Source organism: Bradyrhizobium sp. SPXBL-02, from assembly GCF_051853065.1.
In the GTDB taxonomy this organism is placed as follows: Bacteria; Pseudomonadota; Alphaproteobacteria; order Rhizobiales; family Xanthobacteraceae; genus Bradyrhizobium.
The window spans coordinates 1,699,432-1,713,850 of the sequence record NZ_CP182474.1 but is presented as its reverse complement, the minus strand read 5'-3'; the positions used below and the strand labels follow the sequence as shown (position 1 = coordinate 1,713,850).

The following is a 14,419-nucleotide window of genomic DNA, read 5'->3' as shown; positions in this document are numbered from 1 at the left end:
TGCCCCGCCTGCGTGCTTGGACCGGCCGGACAACAATACACGTCGTCGCAATAGAAGCACCCGTCCGACTGAATTTGGAGGGCTCCGCCAAACCGAACCGTTACTCGCCGGGTTCGACGAGCGCCACCGCGGCTCGGCAAGGCGCCGTGGTGATTCTAACCGATAGCTTCGATACCTGAGTAGGCGAGTTCGTACGCTGCGCAGTACCTGCGACCCAGTTCGGCCCAACGACTCCAGATTCGCGGCGAAAACGAGGGCGATCCTGGCAACACTCCTGTCACGCAATCCATCCCGCCCCCCAAACGAAAGCATTCCGTATGGGCCGAAGCTGGCGCTGTTCGTGGCACAGTTCCCATCCGCCAAGAGATGGGCACCGATCTGAGCGGGATCGGGGACCGCTTTGATGCAGATGTTGTTATGCATACCGACTGCAGGAGTAACGCGAAGCGACGACTTACCATTGACCATCATCTGACCGACGCTGCAGAGCTCTGATCGCGTCAAAACCCCTATCCAAGGAAGCTAACGCGACTATGGGCCTCGGAATGGTAGCGCAGATCTCAGCAGGTCGTAAAAGCAGCATCATAGGTCCTCCTTCAAACTTATGCGGTCGACTGCCATCTGTCGGCTTCGATGGCAGGACAACAGCAAGTGTCGTACCAGTTGCAAAGACCATTGAAAGCCAGTCGAAAGTAATGTCCTGCGACACAATTCAACGAACGGCTGATACCTTTGACGCGATCAGTCCAGACATGGGTCGGGAATACGACAACCGCCGCTCCGGTCATTGCTTCAGATAGTTGAGCACGAAAGAGAAGGCCCCGATATCGGATCGCCTCGGCGCCGGTCGGTCGCAATTCGCTTACCGTGTCACTCCAACTCGCTCAACGGGACAAAGGCCGCGGCCTTCTTAGGGTCTGCGACGGCATCCTTCAAAACCTTGAACACTCGCTGATCGATCGGTGACGATGTCACGAAATCTGCATAGGCTTGCTCCAGTATCGCCTTGCACCTAGCTCTGATTTCCGGCTCTTCGGCGCCAGTAAATTGCTCTTCAGCAAAATATTGTCCCATGCGCTTTAAGATGTGAAGGCGCGCGACATTCACGATTTTGGGGTCGTAATCGACGCCAAGCAGCGAGAAAAACTCCTCTGCCGACGAGGCCTTGCTGAGCCGATCCAGGATACCGGCTGGCATGGATGAGCTGATCATCGAAAATTTCTCCTTCGGATTAGCTCTGGACAGTCAGTGAGATGGGGTGGCGCCTGTTGACTGCTGCCGTCCTGCCTCGCACAGCTGGTGCGCATCGCCACGGCCTGACTCCGGAAAGCGGTGCTCTCAACTTCGCTGCCCAGATCGGCAGGTCCGCCGGTGACGAAGCAAGCCCCGATGAAGATCCGGAATCAAGGACCACACCATGATCTAGGTTGACGCTCGTCCGGACGGTCGTCGGACCAGAAATTAGCCGCGCGAAAAGATGCCGATTGGCAGACCGGGGATGGCTGGTCATTGCGTAGGAGATCACGGCATGCATGGCGGAACGGGAAGTAAGATCTGGAGGTGCGATCGCGCCAGGGGATCTGACGTGCCAAAGCTGGACGCCGATCGCGTCATCAGCGACATCGGACACTGTCCTTGCGGCGCGTCGGTTTGCGAAGGGTCGACGCAAACGTTGCTGGACACGGCTCTTCACGCGGGGTCGGTTGCCAAGCATCCGCACACGTCGCGCCAGATCGCCGCCACGGTTTCGCGCTCGACCGGCAGCTTGTGCTCGATGGCATATTTGCGGACTTGAGACAGGATCTGCCTGGCTTGATCGTCGCTGGCGACGAGCTGCAGTTCATTGAGTAACGCGGTGATCGCCGCAAGTCCGGAATGCTTGCCGAACACAAAGCGGTTGCAGCGGCCAAGCAAAACGGGATCAAGCGATTGATAAGTGCGTTGATCCTTCAAAAGGCCAGCGACATGAATGCCGGATTCGTGCGTAAATACATGTTGTCCGACGATCGCCTTGTTCATAGGAATCGCACGTGCGGCCGCGGCTGCTACCACCGTGGCGACGTTCTCGAGCTCCGGGAGAATGATGCCGGTCTCGCGCCCGTAGAGCTGCTTGAGTGCGACCGCAATTTCCTGGAGCGGTGCATTTCCGGCCCGCTCGCCCAGCCCGATGACGGTCACTGAGGCGTGGCTCGCGCCAGCCCTGATGGCGGAGAGCGTGTTCGCGGTTGCGAGTCCTAGATCATCGTGACCGTGAAATTCAAGTTCGAGATCGGTAGTCGCACGCAAATTTCCGACCAGCGCGTAGGTTGCGTCGGGATCGAGCACACTGAGCGTATCTGCAATACGAAAGCGGCGCGCGCCCGCGGCTTTTGCAGTCGCCATCAGTCTGGTGAGAAAATCGACCTCGGCGCGGGAGGAGTCCTCACCACCGACGGCGACCTCAAGTCCGCGCTCACGGGCATAGCCTACCAATCGCTTCACCCGTTCTAGCGCCAGGTCGCGATGACCACCTAGCTTGGCCGCAATCTGGACATCGGAGGTCGGGATCGACATATTGATCATGGACACCTTCGCTTCGATCGCCGCGTCGACATCAGATTCCCGCATCCGGCACCAGCCTATGGTGGTCACCGGAAGATCTGCTTCGACAATGGCGCGGATGGCGGCGATCTCCTCGTTGCCCATCGCCGGCGTTCCCGCCTCGATCTCCGTGATTCCGGCCCGCGCCAGCGCCTGCGCGATAGCCAGCTTTTCCTCTGTGGTGAACGCAACGCCAGGTGCCTGCTCGCCGTCGCGCAATGTCGTGTCGTTGAGCACGGTCGGCTTGGCGCGCACCTGGTCGGGCCGAGACGATTTGGCGGCGGTGCTGGCGGCGCTCACGCGAGAGCTCCTCATTGTTTGACCTACCTACGATTCAGCAAACAGCATGCCGGCCTGCCGTCCCGGCCAACCCATTGATGACCCTACCGCTTCCGCCCTCGACCTTCTTGAGCAAATGAATTGTCGCAAATGCGACAGGTCATGAAGCGGACGCCTTGCCTGTTGTTACGTCGAGTTCGAACGTTAGCAATTGCGGCTCGCCACGATGTGAGGAATTGTCGCCGAGACTTGGGGGCCGCCGCGGCCTTGAACACATGTTCACTCGCTCACATGTAACCGGCGTCAGCCGCGCGCTCAACGTCCTGCGCGGCTTACCAAATCCGGCGAGGCTTTCTCGGATGACTGGGCGATAGCGGACCTTTGCGGCAGTTCAGATGGCCAGTCGCCGGCAACCACCGGCCGAACCGCCTACAACAGAAACTCGCGCCGGCGCTCGGCCATCCGGCTCTCACCGCTTTCTTCACCGAAGCAGATGTTGAAGTCGGTACATTGATTGCACACGGGTGTTGTGCACATCACGAGACCTTCATTCTCACAAAGCATGCGGTAGAAGAAGCGCTTCCAGCGCATATTGTTGAAATTGCGCGCGGCGAGCGGCGCGAAATGACAGCTCAGCAGCCGAGAGAGTTCGCCACGATTGCGCAAGCCGAGAGCTTCCCACAGATGGTCCGGCTCTATCGCGCGGCGCGCGATCATCGAAGCCAGCCAGCGGCCGATATCCCCTTCCGTCGATCGTTGCTTGAGCAAGAGATCGCGCAGCATTGCGATCTCGTCGTCCTCTTCGCAGTTGAAAGCCGAAAGCTGCTCCGCGAGCTTGATCTCAAGCGTGGGAAAGTACTGCTCCAGCAAGGCCACCAGTTCAAGGCCGGACAGGCCAGCCTTCTCGGGAAGGGAGCCACCATCCATTGTGGCAGCCGCCAGGATAGACGCCACGACATGGCGATCGAATTTGCTGTCAATGGTAATATCGGCATCTGCAGGATGCACACCGGTGAGCATGCGGTAGGTTGCAATTCCCCTAGGCATATGGCTGTTGATATCAACGGCACAAGCAGCCAGCGACGGAAGGAAGTGCGCGTCAGACATAATTTGCGGGTCTCCACAATGGTCAGGTTTGCGCGCCGCAACCTGGTTTTGATCAGGGTCGCTCGTCAGAATGCCGGCCTCCCGGGATGGGCGGTGAGGAGACCGGCATCCGTCGCGCGCCTTTACGAGGCCGCGAGTTCGGCGGCGGTCTTGCCGATGATGGATTCGTCCACCGGCTTCATAATGCCGTGCTCCATCAGCATGTCCTCGAGCTCGTCCATGGAGATCGGGGTGGGGATGATGCCCTTGCCTCCATTATTGTGAACCTTGGTTGCAAGATTGCGATAGTGATCAGCCTGCTTGGAATCGGGTGCATATTCGAGAACCGTCATCCTGCGCAATTCTGCATGCTGCACCACGTTGTCGCGCGGCACGAAGTAGATCAGCTGAGTGCCTAGCTTCTTGGCTAACGCTTCCGCTAGCTCCAGCTCCTTGTCAGTCTGCCGCTCGTTGCAGATCAGACCGCCCAGCCGCACGCCGCCAGAGTTCGCGTATTTTAGGATGCCCTTGGAGATGTTGTTCGCGGCATACATCGCCATCATTTCACCGGACATCACGATGTAGATTTCCTGCGCCTTGTTCTCGCGGATTGGCATCGCAAAGCCGCCGCAAACAACGTCGCCAAGCACATCGTACGAGACATAGTCGATGTTCTCGTAAGCGCCGTTCTCTTCCAGAAAATTGATCGAGGTGATGACACCGCGGCCGGCACAGCCGACACCTGGCTCAGGACCACCGGACTCCACGCAACGAATGTCCTTGTAGCCCACCTTCATGACGTCTTCCAGTTCTAGGTCCTCCACGCTGCCTGCGCTCGCGGCAAGGCTCAAAATCGTGTCCTGCGCCTTGGCGTGCAGAATCAGGCGGGTCGAGTCCGCCTTCGGATCGCATCCTACAATCAGGATTTTCTGACCCATCTCGGCTAACGCCGCCAGCGTGTTCTGCGAAGTGGTGGACTTGCCGATTCCGCCTTTGCCGTAGAACGCGATTTGTCTCAGTGAAGACATGTTGCTCTCCATCAACCGATTTGCCAAAAGTTGCGCGCTTCTTGTGCGAGCTTGGTTCTCTCACAGAAGCGGGGGCACACGGGTTCAAGGGAAGGAGCGCATCGCTCGCCTTGGGCGTCGGCGTGCACTCAGCCCTCACTCAGTGTTGCTGCAGCTCATTAGCAACAGCCGTGCCAGCGCCTGAACCACGCATTAAACTTCTGATTACACATAAAAAGCCAACCAGCCGGCGCGTGATCGTTGGCTGTTGCGGATGTGACGGGTTCTACGCGGCCTGTCGGAAAGCAAACAAACAACCACAAACATCAACGACAAAAGCCGGCATCACGGGATCTATTCCGCTCTCTCCAATTGTGGAACGGAGCTTGCTGTTCCTCTCGCAACCCGAGCGATTTCGAGAGAATGAATATGCCGGACGGGCTCGAAACCTGCCGGACCAGCGGCGAGTGTTGCAAATCCGGAATGGCGCTTGGTGCGCAGATATCGGGGTTGACCGAAGAACTTCAAATGGGCCCGCGGGTAGCCGCAGCGGCTTGCCACTTGGTCAGCTCAGCACCCCTACATAGGTCGGCCATGGCGACAATGATCGTCTATCAGAAACCCGGCTGCGCAAATAACGCGCGTCAGATTCAAGCGCTCAAGACCGCCGGCCATGACGTGGTCGTGAAAGACATCTTGAAGCAGCCATGGCATGCGGACGAACTGCGCGGCTTCTTTCGCAATACGCCCGTTAACTCCTGGTTCAACCGAGCCGCGCCCCGTATCAAATCAGGCGAAGTCAATCCCGATGCTCTCGACGCGGCAAGCGCACTCGCATTGATGGTGGGCGATCCGCTCCCGACACGACGACCGCTGGTCGACGTAGACGGGGCACGAAGTGCCGGACTCGATCGTGAGCCAGCGCTGTCGCTGCTTAACGGCAAGACGCAAGATGATTTCGAGGTATGCTTGCACGAAGGACACTGCACGCCCGGCCGGCGGGTGTGAAGACGCTGAGCGTCTCTGCCAGCCAACAAGCGAGGCAGAAATGTGGTTCTTCTCTTCGGGCTTGCTTCACGCGAAGTAACCGCGGGAACCTGCACCGAGACGTCCTGCGCGAGTGATTTCTGGTAGCGTGGCATCGCCGATATTGCACGGTAATGCAGCGCCCGCCGCTTTGTAACGCGTGAGAGACGTAGCCGCATTTGCTACCTTTATCACGCTCGACCTCCACGGCCCGCCTCGGAGTGCCAACGCCGCGAAGCAGATTCTTCAAAGGATTCATTCAAACTGACTACTGGATTGAATAACGATCAAAACAGAAAAAGCTTCGTGGCCGTGATCCTAATGCAACTTAGCGGGCCAATCGTGCTAACGGTCGCTTCGATTTTGATCGGCATCAAATACTACTCCGTTCATCATGTGTGACAGAGATCTCGCGCGGCTGCTCGCGCGAGTTTTGGAATGGAGACTTAGATGAGAGTACTAACAGTTCTGGCGAGGGCATCGATCCTCGCGCTTGCGAGCTCGTTGGCTAGCAACTCGGTCCGAGGTGCGGATCTGCGCCCGGCACCGGTCTACTATAAGGCGCCTCCAATTGTTGCCTCCAGTCCCTGGATGATCCGCCTGCGCGTGCTCGGCGTTCTGCCGGATACCGCAGATAGCTCAGTCAACGTTGCCGGAACGCCATCGCTGTCATCACCGAGTTCAGGGCTTTCGCTCAGCGAGCGAGCCATACCAGAGCTCGATATCACCTACTTCTTCACAGAAAACGTAGCCGCTGAACTTATTCTCGGCGCGACTCGCCATCACATCAGCGGCAATGGCGCACTCACGGGGGTCGATATCGGCACCGCCTGGCTGTTGCCGCCAACACTAACCCTTCAATATCACTTCACCGATTTCGGCCCGATAAAGCCGTATATCGGCGCAGGCATCAACTACACTGCATTCTTCAACCAATCGGCAGCCAATTTGTCGTTCGGCGGTCTTACCGTTACGGATCTACACATCAGAAACCAATTCGGCGCGGCGGTCCAATTCGGCTTCGATTATATGCTTGACCGTCACTGGGGCCTCAACCTCGACGTGAAAAAGCTGTGGCTGCGGCCGGAGTACTCCGCGACCGTAAACAATGCGGTTGCCGTCACCGGGCGCGCCAATATCGACCCATGGCTCGTCAGCGGCGGCGTCGCTTACAGGTTCTGAGGGCGAGGACAGGGTCAAGGAGACTCCGTTATCGACTCGGACGCTGCGAGCGCGTCAAGCGTGTCTCCTACCTTCACCGTGTGCAGTGGGAAGCTAGCTGACACGTCATCGCCGCGTCAGCCGGCCAGAGGCAGACAATCATTACCAGCATTGCTCTCGCTGTGAGCTACGGATCGGGCGGCACGTAAGTGACGATACGAACAGATGGGCGCGTTATAATTCTATTACTGCGCGGGCGCGCGTTGCAAAGGCGAAACTTTGCCTATTTGGCCTCAGAAGAGGCGATGCGCCGCGCCCATGTCAATGACCTACTGTTAGCGACCCGGAGCTCGAGTTGGACGGTCAACCTCAGACGATCCGAGCTCCGAGCGGCCGAGCAGCTCCTGGACGAGCACGCCGTCCATGCTTGCGGGTCCGGTAAGTGGTCGCCAAGGACGCCTCTAACTTCGCTTGAGCACCATCACAAGGCGGTCGACACGTTTGCCCTGCTTGAGATGGGATTTGACGATCTCGTCAACGTCCTCAGGCGTGGTCACGCGGTACCAGATTCCGCCGGGATAGACCACCAGCAAGGGACCAGAGTTACAAAACCCAAGGCAGCCCGCCATCGTGAAACCGGTATCGTTGAGGCCTTGCGCTTCGATCGCCTTGCCCATTCGATCCCACAGGGTTTGCGCGCCTGAGGCGCCGCAACTGCCATGCGGATGTCCTGGTGGACGCTGCGTGTTGCAGGCAAAGACATGATGCCGATACAGCTGCGGAAGCTCCATTTCTTCTTCTGAGTTCATGCGCCTATCCTCTGTTGATGCTGAAGAAATGGGGTGCGAGCACGTAATGCCCAGTAGTCTCTTACGATTGAACGCACCATAGTTCCCAGTCGCGCTTGCGGAACAGGCGCGATGAGCCGGCGCCATAGTGGTTGTCGTCGCCAAAGAAGCGCAATAGGACCTGCGCGTACCGGCGCCGCCCATTGATCAATTTCAAGCTCGCTCCTGTCATGTCGATCTGTTTATCCACCCGTCGCTTATTCTCGATCCAAGTCAGGTAAGTATCACATCAGATGTGCAACGTTCACTTCTGCAACGATCCTTTGCTTTGGGCGGCGCGCCTCGCAAGTAATGCCGAAGTAGGCGATCTGTCGTTGGCTTCTCGCTTCTATCAGCGGTCCCCAACCGGCTAACAGCCCCACGGCTTCTTTCAGGTCAATGGCATCGGCTGGAAAGACGCCCAAACCCTCTGACCTATTCGCTCATCAGGTCCCGCCGGTATGCTGTTCGCTCATCTCGGCCTCGCAGTTTCCTGCCTGAAGGCATCGACCGCAGTCCGACTCAGCCGAAACACCCCGCGGCCACGAGTGAGCGGCCGATAAGCCGAGCTGGCACGGGTGTTGAGGACATCAAACCATTGGTCTGGCGTGAGCTGTGCCGGACGCTCGCTGATTTGTATCACCCTCCCGTTCGGGGCGAAGCGGACGTGGATGACGATTTCTTGCGAATTCATACGATCCCTATTTGGTAACACTCACGATCACGGGCCGAAGGGACCAACGATCTCGATGATAGCGTGCTTGCCCTGGGGCACTCGGCGCAGGCCTCAAGGCGAGCCCTTGACGCCGATACTTGTTATGATTGAGCAGGTCTTCTCCGCGCTCGCCTGGAACATTTTTCTTCCCCCTTTCCTGAACGCGTACATGCCGCCGGTGCCATTCCAGCGCGGGTCACGATGTACAAAGCACGTATCCCCGCTTGCTCATCTCCTGCGATGATAGGTGTGCGCCCATCCAGCTGACACTCCGCAAATTCAGTGCTCACCGCACAACATTCCTTTTGCGCCATCGGGACGCTAGTCGGTCGCTTTGGGTCGGCCGTAATCTGCACGCAGCGATCCGATCGATCGAGCATATGAAGATCGAGACGATGAAATTGTCGGAACGGGCTGATTTGATCGTCTGACGCATCGCAGCGGCCCAATAAATCTGCGACAATCGGTACCGCAGCCCAACAAACGGGCCCAAGCCGGCGCCATCCGCAGCAAGCTGGTCGTTCGATTTCGATCAATTCTCTCGCAGTGAGCGCCATCGTGGCTTCTTTTCAACTAAAAGGCCGGTCCCTTATTGCCAGAACAGACGCTCTGGATCCGCGTTCAATTCGTCGATTGCAGAAGGCAAACGGAGGTAAAGGCTGTAAAATTCCCAGACTCCCTGGGCATGATTCTTGCGAAAAAGCTTCCAGATCCCGCTCACGGTATCATAAAGAATTAGGGCGACATCGATGAGAGCGCCATCCGTGTCGATGTTGCGCGAGCAACAAGGGCTCTCGACGAGGTAGCCCCCTCTCACCGGCCCAACTTTCGGCGAGACGTAAAGATAGCGCTTGCGCGCGCTCAAGCCGCGCTCAATTCGTTTGCGATCGAGCTCGTTTGGGTGAGGCAGCAACCCCTTCTTTGCTTTCCTCATCAGCGCGGCATTCATGGCGGAAGCCTCCTTCAAAGCACTGCTATTTCTTCTTCAAGACAGCCGATCAGCAGCGCCTCACCAAAATCGACAATATAGACCGGCACGTTCGCTTCGGTGTGGATAGCGACCTTGATGATTTCGCCGGTCGCTCCGGCCGCGAGCAAGACTCCCTCGGGCTCCGCGTTCGGAAATGAGCTATCGTTGGTGAGGTCGACTGCGGCTTTGACTCGCTGGCCCCGCCGATATTTCGGAACGGCTTGCTGAGTCATGACTCCTCCGGCAACGGCAGATCATCGATCTCCTCGCAGGTTTCCACCGGCTCTAGTTCCTTGCGTTTCATGCCAACCCGGTGGCCGCTGTCCAGAAATGCCACACCGTAGATGTAGAATTGCTGCAAGAAAGTGCCGATCGAGACGACGTAACCCACCTCCCCCTTCTTGACTAAGACGTCACCAATCTCCTTGCCGGGATAGGTGCCATCGTTTCGGATGGTGCGATTGGCTCGGAGCTTTTGGCCAAAGCTGAAGACGGGTGGGTCGCTGAGCTCGACGATGTCGCTGTCACGAACAATGCTGCTCATATACCCCTCCTCATGCGCCGCTCCCTCTTCAGATGCAGAGAAGCCGCCTAGCCTACGCGGGCAACACTCTGCATCATTTCGTGCCCACCCGCCGGATCGTCAATCGCATCGACGATGGGAGGGCTGCCTCGGAGGGCGCTCTCGTACTACGAAGCGCCCTCACACCGCCGAGATGCCGCCAGGCCGTGCTGCCGACCCAGCAGCACGACCGCGGGACAATGCAGAGCAGGCGCCGTCCGGAAGAGCGCGAACGCCGGCACCTGCGACGCCGCCAAGCCCGAGGGCGACGCTTGCGACGGATTCAGCACTAGGTCCTGGCATGCCGTTCATGAGATCTCACCTTTAGCCTGGCGCTTGATAGCGGGGCAAGGACTTGTCAACCACGCAGGTATTGTCGACGGGACAGGCGGCTACACATTAAGGCTCGTCAAAATGGCCGGCGCATTCGGTGCATTTCGTCGCCTCAATGACAAAGCTCCCTTCCTTCTCCGATATAGCAACGTTCGGGCATAAGGGTTCGCAGGCAGAGCAGCCCGTGCACTGCGAGACGATGATTTTGAACGGCACATATTCCTCCTTATGCCGCAGAGATCCGAAGCGGAACCGCGGCGCCGCCGCGCTCCACATGCTGGACTTCCCCGCGCCTCACCTTGTCGAGATAGGATCTGAACCAAGCGATCGCCGACTTCTCAATGAACTCATAGGCGAATTGATCGACCGGCTCGATGCCCGCCTTGATCAAATTGCTTTTCGGGCCGCCGCCAATCTTGGCCACGAAGACCGCATGGCAGTTACGGATGCCGCGCACGATGGTGGAAAGTCTATCTTCCTCGCCATAACCGCCCTGGCAGTAAACCTCCACACGGCGTCGGCCAACGAATTTGGCGCCGGATGTAGAGAGCTCGTACATTTGGAATTCTTTTGCATGCCCAAAGTGCTCGTTGATCAACCCAGAGCCCTTGGTTGCAACCGCCACCAGAAGAGTGATCGCGCTGATCTCTCCGGAAAGCTTCTCAAGCTCCTTTTGGCACGCCTCGGCTTTGGCGACGCGCTCATTCTCTACTCTTTGCTGATAAGCCTTGCGCATCTCTAAGTCATACTGGACGTCCATTTTCATCACCTGATCAGTGGTGAACTCTGGGCCTCGATCGTCCCCGAGTAGACCAACCGCGTCGGCGCGGCACTGGCGACAATGCCGCATCATGTTTATCCGCCCTTCACAAGCATCTTGCAGCGCTTTCAGTTCTTGCGCGGTCGGGCCGCGCTGACCGCTGAGGCCAAATGCTGTGCCATGCTCGGGTGCGGAGATCAGCGGCATAATATTGTGAAGGAAGGCGCCGCGCGACGTGACCGCCTTGTTGACCTCGACCAAGTGGTCATCATTGATGTTGGGGATCATCACCGAGTTTATCTTGCACAAAATACCCCGTTCGCTAAGCATCTCGAGGCCTTGCAGCTGGCGATCAGTGAGTATCTTTGCCGCCTCAATGCCCGTGTATCGCTTGTGGTTGAAGAAGATCCACGGGTAAATCTTGGCTCCGATTTCGGGATCAACCATGTTGATGGTGATGGTGACGTGGTCGACCTTGGACCTGACGATGGTATCAACATAGTCCGGCAGTGCGAGTCCGTTGGTTGACAGACAAAGCTTGATGTCGGGAGCCGCCTTGGAGACCAGCTCGAACGTTTCGAACGTCTTTGCTGGATTGGCCAGAGCATCGCCCGGTCCAGCGATGCCAAGCACTGTCATCTGAGGGATGGTGGTCGCGACCGCGAGCACTTTTCTGACCGCCTGCTCAGGGGTGAGCTTCTCGCTCACCACGCCCGGACGCGATTCATTGGCGCAGTCGTATTTTCGGTTGCAGTAATTGCACTGGATGTTGCAGGCAGGCGCGACCGCGACATGCATGCGAGCGTAATGATGGTGCGCGTCTTCGCTATAGCAGGGATGGTCTTTAACCTTTTCCCAGATTTCGGTTGGCAGATCGCCTTGGCCGGCCTTCGAGCCGCAGCTCGCCTGCCCGGTCTTAGCCGAAGCGCAGCAGCCCTTATGATCGGTGGTGGGCTGCATCATCTTGCCGTGATTTACTGCAGCTTTGACATATGTTCTGCGTCCGACGACCGCGTTCATTCTCTTTTCCCTGGAGACATCGTCGCTCTCCCAGGACCATCCGTGAGCGAGCCTCATAAAGCTGGGTAGCAACTTGCATGCCATGGCCAGAATGATGCAATCGCAGCAGCAGGCCATCGAGTTAGCGCTACGTTAGCACTGGCGCATGCAACAACAGCCATGATGAGCTTGTTAGCGAAACGACAGATACGTCGCTATTCTCACCCAGAGCTTTATGCCTTGCGCATTCATTCTCGCGCTAAGCTCCCCCGAACGCCGCTCCATCTAACGCGTTTGCCGCGTTGCGGCTCTCGCAAGCCCGATACACGCGGGGGGATCCGGGCTCGACAAGGCCAGTAGTGGCTACCACGGATCGTGCTGGACACCCAACGACGGGGCGCAGGACGGAGTGTAACCGCCTCGGCTCAACTGAGCGAGCGATTGTCTGCGTCGTCAATTCCGTTGCGACGGCGCTATGTTTGCTAATTTCGATATGCTGGGTCGCCGCTGACCGTATTGCCCCTAACTTCCCGCGGCGGCGCAAACTGGCTGACGAAGAAGCCGACCACTGGCGTGGTCGGCAGAACGGGTCTCCGCCATTCAGCGTGGCCAGGACGATATGGAACGATGCTCGGGGCCCTCAAACCACGAGAGCGCCCCATGCGGCCGCCGCAACGACAAAGTCGATCTGCGGGAGTGTCTTCACGGATTGTGCCCGGTCTCGTCCCGCTTTTTCGCATTGATTGTGATCGGCAACCGGGTGTCGCTCGCCATCTCAGGCAAATCGAACACCCAGCCATTAGCCACTTTGATCCAGCCGCCCCATAGAGTCTCGTACTCGGATTCCACGATTTTCTCTTCGAGATCCTTTTTTGGCACGTAGATGGATAGGCCCTCCGGAGACCGGCGGATCATGATCTTCACGAGGTCTACTCCCTAACAGTGGCGCCGGAGATGGCGCGCATGCGAGCCACAACGTCGGACACAGCGCACACGGCCTCATCGACCTCCGCCAACGAGGTCTCACGCGACAGAGAAAAGCGCACGGCGCCGTGCATCCGCCACGTCGGCACCTGCATAGCACACAGAACATGCGATGGCTGCATTGAACCGGAGTTGCAGGCTGATCCGAGCGACACGGCTATGCCCGCCCGATCGAGATGGTGGGCGATGGCTTCGCCTTCGAGGTGGTCGAAGGCAATATTGGCCGTGTTCGCCAACCGATTGCTGACGTCACCGAGCACAACGCACTCCCCATTGCGCAACACTCCACGTTCAAGGCGGTCGCGCAAAGCGCCAATGCGAACGCGCTCGGGTTCAAGCCGCTCCGCCGCAAGCCCGGCAGCCTTTCCCAGGCCGACGATCGCGGGAACATTCTCGGTCCCGCCGCGGCGCCCTCGTTCCTGTGATCCGCCGCAGATTAGCGGCCGGAATTTAGTCCCTTTGCGCAAATATAATGCGCCGACCCCCTTGGGGCCGTGCAGTTTGTGCGCGGATAGCGACAGCATGTCGATCGCGCCTTCCTTTAGGTTCAAACGCACCTTCCCAATTGCCTGGACCGCATCTGTGTGAAACAGCGCGCCCGCCTCACGCGTCAATCCTGCCAGAAACTCCACAGGAAACAACGTTCCGGTCTCGTTATTGGCCCACATCACGGAGGCAACGGCTGTGCGTGGCCCAAGCGCGCAGCGAAACGCCTCGATATCGAGCCTGCCGCAAGCGTCTACGGGTACTATGTGCGTCTTGACTCCCCTTGTCGCCAATTGCTGAGTTAGCGCAAGTACAGCGGAGTGCTCAACCGAAGTAGTGACAATTTCGTCTCGATCTTCCTGCGTCGCCAGAGCAGAGAGGATCGCGGCATTATTGGCTTCGGTCCCTCCCGACGTGAAGACGATTTCATGATCGTATGTGTTACCTAACAGGTCCCTCAGGCTTCGCCGGGCCTGCCTCACAGCAACTGCGACGTCGTTGCCGAAGGCATGCCTGGATGAGGCATTGCCGAAGTTCTCAGTGAAGAACGGCAACATCGCTTGCACGACGGACGGATCAGTCCGTGTCGTTGCATTGTTATCGAGGTAAATCGGCGCTCGATCTTCGGTCAATCCACTGCCCCA

Annotated in this window: 13 protein-coding genes and 2 pseudogenes; 2 read left to right on the top strand and 13 right to left on the bottom strand. The window is 58.2% G+C overall.

Annotation, left to right across the window (positions count from 1 at the left end; translation table 11 throughout):
* Positions 1 to 870: 870 nt before the first annotated feature.
* The 4 genes and pseudogenes from nifW to nifH form a co-directional block, all read right to left on the bottom strand.
* Complete coding sequence (nifW, locus tag ACNJYD_RS08040; RefSeq protein ID WP_370156227.1) at positions 871 to 1,212, bottom strand: nitrogenase stabilizing/protective protein NifW; 342 nt, start codon at positions 1,210 to 1,212, stop codon at positions 871 to 873.
* 477 nt (positions 1,213 to 1,689) lie between these two features.
* The gene (gene nifV, locus ACNJYD_RS08035) at positions 1,690 to 2,895 is read right to left on the bottom strand and encodes a homocitrate synthase (RefSeq protein ID WP_439365862.1); all 1,206 of its coding nucleotides are present in this window, start codon (positions 2,893 to 2,895) and stop codon (positions 1,690 to 1,692) included.
* 396 nt (positions 2,896 to 3,291) lie between these two features.
* A pseudogene (locus ACNJYD_RS08030) lies at positions 3,292 to 3,966 on the bottom strand (nitrogen fixation protein NifQ); the annotation flags it as partial.
* 122 nt (positions 3,967 to 4,088) lie between these two features.
* The gene (gene nifH, locus ACNJYD_RS08025) at positions 4,089 to 4,973 is read right to left on the bottom strand and encodes a nitrogenase iron protein (protein ID WP_027571409.1); all 885 of its coding nucleotides are present in this window, start codon (positions 4,971 to 4,973) and stop codon (positions 4,089 to 4,091) included.
* Positions 4,974 to 5,546: 573 nt separating this feature from the next.
* Here nifH and ACNJYD_RS08020 point away from each other — a divergent pair.
* A complete protein-coding gene (locus ACNJYD_RS08020) occupies positions 5,547 to 5,960 on the top strand; it encodes an ArsC/Spx/MgsR family protein (protein WP_439365860.1) in 414 nt (137 codons plus the stop codon).
* Positions 5,961 to 6,428: 468 nt separating this feature from the next.
* A complete protein-coding gene (locus tag ACNJYD_RS08015; RefSeq protein ID WP_439365859.1) occupies positions 6,429 to 7,160 on the top strand; it encodes an OmpW/AlkL family protein in 732 nt (243 codons plus the stop codon).
* A 440-nt stretch (positions 7,161 to 7,600) separates the two neighbouring features.
* Here ACNJYD_RS08015 and ACNJYD_RS08010 read toward each other — a convergent pair whose 3' ends face one another.
* The 9 genes and pseudogenes from ACNJYD_RS08010 to nifS form a co-directional block, all read right to left on the bottom strand.
* Positions 7,601 to 7,948 (bottom strand): (2Fe-2S) ferredoxin domain-containing protein, encoded by a 348-nt coding sequence (locus ACNJYD_RS08010; protein WP_439365857.1) that lies wholly within the window; start codon positions 7,946 to 7,948, stop codon positions 7,601 to 7,603.
* 61 nt (positions 7,949 to 8,009) lie between these two features.
* Positions 8,010 to 8,177 carry a hypothetical protein gene (locus ACNJYD_RS08005; protein WP_439365855.1) on the bottom strand — a complete coding sequence of 56 codons (168 nt, stop codon included), beginning with the start codon at positions 8,175 to 8,177 and terminating at the stop codon, positions 8,010 to 8,012.
* A 1,093-nt stretch (positions 8,178 to 9,270) separates the two neighbouring features.
* Positions 9,271 to 9,630, bottom strand: coding sequence for a DUF3024 domain-containing protein (locus tag ACNJYD_RS08000; protein WP_439365854.1), 360 nt, complete (start codon positions 9,628 to 9,630; stop codon positions 9,271 to 9,273).
* Positions 9,631 to 9,644: 14 nt separating this feature from the next.
* Positions 9,645 to 9,884 carry a nitrogen fixation protein NifZ gene (locus ACNJYD_RS07995; protein WP_439365852.1) on the bottom strand — a complete coding sequence of 80 codons (240 nt, stop codon included), beginning with the start codon at positions 9,882 to 9,884 and terminating at the stop codon, positions 9,645 to 9,647.
* Positions 9,881 to 10,195, bottom strand: coding sequence for a nitrogen fixation protein NifZ (locus ACNJYD_RS07990; RefSeq protein WP_271596642.1), 315 nt, complete (start codon positions 10,193 to 10,195; stop codon positions 9,881 to 9,883). The genes ACNJYD_RS07995 and ACNJYD_RS07990 overlap by 4 nt, the downstream gene beginning before the upstream one ends.
* Positions 10,196 to 10,537: 342 nt before the next feature.
* Positions 10,538 to 10,762 (bottom strand): annotated as a pseudogene (locus ACNJYD_RS07985) (4Fe-4S binding protein).
* A gap of 10 nt (positions 10,763 to 10,772) precedes the next feature.
* The gene (nifB, locus tag ACNJYD_RS07980; protein ID WP_439365849.1) at positions 10,773 to 12,326 is read right to left on the bottom strand and encodes a nitrogenase cofactor biosynthesis protein NifB; all 1,554 of its coding nucleotides are present in this window, start codon (positions 12,324 to 12,326) and stop codon (positions 10,773 to 10,775) included.
* Between the two features lie 681 nt (positions 12,327 to 13,007).
* Positions 13,008 to 13,229: a putative nitrogen fixation protein NifT gene (nifT, locus tag ACNJYD_RS07975; RefSeq protein ID WP_439365847.1), complete on the bottom strand. Its 222-nt coding sequence runs from the start codon at positions 13,227 to 13,229 to the stop codon at positions 13,008 to 13,010.
* Between the two features lie 5 nt (positions 13,230 to 13,234).
* Complete coding sequence (gene nifS / locus ACNJYD_RS07970; protein ID WP_439365846.1) at positions 13,235 to 14,407, bottom strand: cysteine desulfurase NifS; 1,173 nt, start codon at positions 14,405 to 14,407, stop codon at positions 13,235 to 13,237.
* Positions 14,408 to 14,419: the final 12 nt, after the last annotated feature.

What these genes read in the sequence shown, in the direction of transcription:
- nifW (WP_370156227.1), bottom strand. Translation starts at nt 1,212, where the DNA reads ATGATCAGCTCATCCATGCCAGCCGGTATCCTGGATCGGCTCAGCAAG.
- nifB (WP_439365849.1), bottom strand. Translation starts at nt 12,326, where the DNA reads ATGAACGCGGTCGTCGGACGCAGAACATATGTCAAAGCTGCAGTAAAT.
- ACNJYD_RS08000 (WP_439365854.1), bottom strand. Translation starts at nt 9,630, where the DNA reads ATGAATGCCGCGCTGATGAGGAAAGCAAAGAAGGGGTTGCTGCCTCAC.
- nifV (WP_439365862.1), bottom strand. Translation starts at nt 2,895, where the DNA reads ATGAGGAGCTCTCGCGTGAGCGCCGCCAGCACCGCCGCCAAATCGTCT.
- ACNJYD_RS07995 (WP_439365852.1), bottom strand. Translation starts at nt 9,884, where the DNA reads ATGACTCAGCAAGCCGTTCCGAAATATCGGCGGGGCCAGCGAGTCAAA.
- ACNJYD_RS07990 (WP_271596642.1), bottom strand. Translation starts at nt 10,195, where the DNA reads ATGAGCAGCATTGTTCGTGACAGCGACATCGTCGAGCTCAGCGACCCA.
- ACNJYD_RS08010 (WP_439365857.1), bottom strand. Translation starts at nt 7,948, where the DNA reads ATGAACTCAGAAGAAGAAATGGAGCTTCCGCAGCTGTATCGGCATCAT.
- nifH (WP_027571409.1), bottom strand. Translation starts at nt 4,973, where the DNA reads ATGTCTTCACTGAGACAAATCGCGTTCTACGGCAAAGGCGGAATCGGC.
- ACNJYD_RS08015 (WP_439365859.1), top strand. Translation starts at nt 6,429, where the DNA reads ATGAGAGTACTAACAGTTCTGGCGAGGGCATCGATCCTCGCGCTTGCG.
- ACNJYD_RS08020 (WP_439365860.1), top strand. Translation starts at nt 5,547, where the DNA reads ATGGCGACAATGATCGTCTATCAGAAACCCGGCTGCGCAAATAACGCG.